At 68.5% G+C, this 2,585-nt stretch carries 4 protein-coding genes; 3 read left to right on the top strand and 1 reads right to left on the bottom strand.

Annotated features, from left to right (window positions below):
* A partial coding sequence (gene thiE / locus NKF06_RS20405) for a thiamine phosphate synthase (RefSeq protein WP_253246444.1) occupies window positions 1–534 on the bottom strand: 534 nt, incomplete at its 3' end.
* Between the two features lie 181 nt (window positions 535–715).
* Here thiE and NKF06_RS20400 point away from each other — a divergent pair.
* The 3 genes from NKF06_RS20400 to NKF06_RS20390 form a co-directional block, all read left to right on the top strand.
* On the top strand, window positions 716–1,291 hold the full coding sequence (locus NKF06_RS20400; RefSeq protein ID WP_253246443.1) for a flavodoxin domain-containing protein: 576 nt from the start codon (window positions 716–718) through the stop codon (window positions 1,289–1,291).
* Window positions 1,292–1,321: 30 nt separating this feature from the next.
* Window positions 1,322–2,134: a hypothetical protein gene (locus tag NKF06_RS20395; protein WP_253246442.1), complete on the top strand. Its 813-nt coding sequence runs from the start codon at window positions 1,322–1,324 to the stop codon at window positions 2,132–2,134.
* 145 nt (window positions 2,135–2,279) lie between these two features.
* Window positions 2,280–2,585: hypothetical protein (locus NKF06_RS20390; RefSeq protein WP_253246441.1), on the top strand; the 306-nt coding region annotated here is incomplete at its 3' end.

Below are 2,585 nucleotides of genomic sequence, written 5' to 3'. Positions count from 1 at the left end.
GTCGGCCCCGGCGGCGACCACGTCGGCGGCGTTGTCGGGCGTGACGCCGCCGATGCCGACGAACGGAATCGAGACGGCGTCCGCGATGGCCGACACCCGCTCGGTCCCGATTTCGGACTGCTCGGGGTCGGTGTTCTTCGTCTCCGTGGCGAACACCGCGCCGACGCCGAGGTAGTCCGCGCCGGCCTCCTCGGCGGCTCTCGCGCCCGCGACGGACGAGACCGACCGGCCGACGATGGCGTCGTCGCCGAGTTGCTCGCGCGCGACCGAGACGGGCACGTCGCCGTCGCCGAGGTGGACGCCGTCGGCGTCGATGGCGGCCGCGATGTCCACCCGATCGTTGACGACGAGCGGCACGCCCGCGTCGGCCGTCACGGTGCGTACCTCGCGCCCGATCTCGTAGCGGTCGCGGGCACTCGCGTGCTTCTCGCGGAGTTGAACGACGTCGACGCCGCCGTCGACCGCGGCCTGCACCACGTCCGGCGTCGACCGCCCGCCGGAGCGGTCCGACTGCGTCACCAGATAGGTTCCCATCGAGATATTCATGAGTTGTATTCTGGAGTGATTCGCCGACGGCCAAAATAGTTCCTCCTTGCGGGTCGGAATCGACTCGGCCGACTTCGAGCCGAATCAGGACGCGGCCGTTTCTCGGGGCTTGAGAGTCTGTCTTCGGGATTATGCTGTGAGCGAACCAACAGCTACGCGGTGAAACGGTATGGGGATGATACTCGTCGCGTACGGGAGCAAAGAGGGACAGACCGAGAAGATAGCCGGGCGCATCGCGGAGGCGCTGGCGAGTCGCGGCCACGACGCGCGGACCATCTCGGTCGCCGACGACGCCGCCGGTGAGGCGCTCGCCGCCGTCGACGCGGTGCTCGTCGGGTCGTCGATTCACCTGGGCGCACACTCGAAGCCGGTCTACGGGTTCGTCCGCGAGCACCGCGACGACATCGAGGCGCGGCCCAACGGCTTCTTCCAAGTGTCGCTGTCGTCGGCGCTCGACGACGAGGACGCCCGCGCCGAGGTGACGACGTACCTCGACGAGTTCGTCGAACGGAGCGGCTGGCATCCCGAGCGGATGGCCGCGTTCGGGGGCGCGCTTCGGTACTCCGAGTACGGCTTTCTCACCCGGATGATGATGAAGCGCATCGCCAAAGATGCGACCGGCGACACGGACGCCTCGCGGGACTACGAGTACACCGACTGGGACGAGGTCGAGTCGTTCGCCGCCGACTTCGCCGAGTACGTGGAATCGACCGCCGGCACCGCCGCGGGAGGTGCAGCGGTCTGAGCGGGCGGTGCGACCCGCCCGGTGATTCAGATGAACCTCCGCGCACTCGGCATCGTCGTCGTCGCCGCGCTCGTCGTGGTCGCGGTCGCGGCCGGCGGGCTCTGGGCGTTCGGCCGGCTCTCGTATCTCGACTCCTACGGGAGCCAGTACGACTACAGCGTCCGCGTCTCGGCGGACGAGCCGATTTCGAACGTGACGGTCCTCGTCCCGCTGCCCGTCAGCGACGGCTCCTCGTCCGTCGGCGACGCCGTCGAGTCCCGCGAGTACCTGCTTCCGACGGGCTGGGCGTACGACGTGGTCGAGACGGAGTACGGCCCGATGCTCCGCCTCCGGGCCGACGAGATTCCCGCCGACCCGACGTACTACCGGGCGGTCGTCGAGAACGACCGACTCGTCCGCTGGGAGCCGATTCCGGCGAGCGAGTACAGTCGGAACGACTCCGACACGCTCCGGGTCGAACACGACGCCATAGACCTCAGCGCCGACGTTCGGGTGAACCAGTCCATCGACACGCTCGCACCCGAGGGGACCGAACCCCTATTCGAACCGCGCGAGAACGCCCGGCTCGTCCCCTGTGACTGGCCGAGCAACAGCGACGACACTCGGTGTTACGACTACGAGTCGATGCTGTTCGTGCAGTACGACGGCCCCGAGACGACGACCGTCTCGGTGAGCGTCGAACTCCGCGGCGCGAACTCGTGGTGGGTCGGCGGCTGGAACTACAACGAGTACGTCGACCACGTCACCGCCTACGACCTTCCGGCGGACCGGCAGGGCTGGGTCGCCGCCGACGGCGAACTGCGGACCGGCGTCGGGAACTACCCCCGGAACCCGCCGCAGTAACCGGGTCCTCACCCTGATAAGAACCCACTCAGCCCCCGTTCAGTCCTCGTGCGACGAAGTCGGCCCGCTGCGAACGACTACCGCTTCGGGCAAACGTGGCGAAGCACACACAGGTTTTTGCTATCCTGCACGATTATACGTGATAATGTCTGGCGACGGCCCTCCGCGGGCGACCCGAACTGCGACCGAGACGGACGGCGAGGAACGAGGCGACTTCCGGCGGTTTCAGGAGTCACGCGACTACGACGTGGCGGACGTAGCCGAACACGCCGACCTCGCCGCGGACCTCCGGGATGTCGTCTCCGGCGAGGTGCGGTTCGACGAGTACGCGCAGGTACTGTACGCGACCGACGGCTCGATTTACCGGGCGCGCCCGGCGGGCGTGGTCATCCCCCGCGATGAGGACGACGTGCGCGCCGCGGTGCGGACGGCGGCCGAACACGACGTGCCC

Origin of the sequence: Haloferax sp. AB510 (genome assembly GCF_024136985.1) — an archaeon.
Lineage (GTDB): Archaea > Halobacteriota > Halobacteria > Halobacteriales > Haloferacaceae > Haloferax.
The sequence above is the reverse complement of the archived record's forward strand: the minus strand, read 5'-3'. Positions and strand labels throughout refer to the sequence as shown.

Coding starts and splice junctions, on each gene's coding strand:
- NKF06_RS20400 (WP_253246443.1), top strand. CDS start 716: ATGGGGATGATACTCGTCGCGTACGGGAGCAAAGAGGGACAGACCGAG.
- NKF06_RS20395 (WP_253246442.1), top strand. CDS start 1,322: ATGAACCTCCGCGCACTCGGCATCGTCGTCGTCGCCGCGCTCGTCGTG.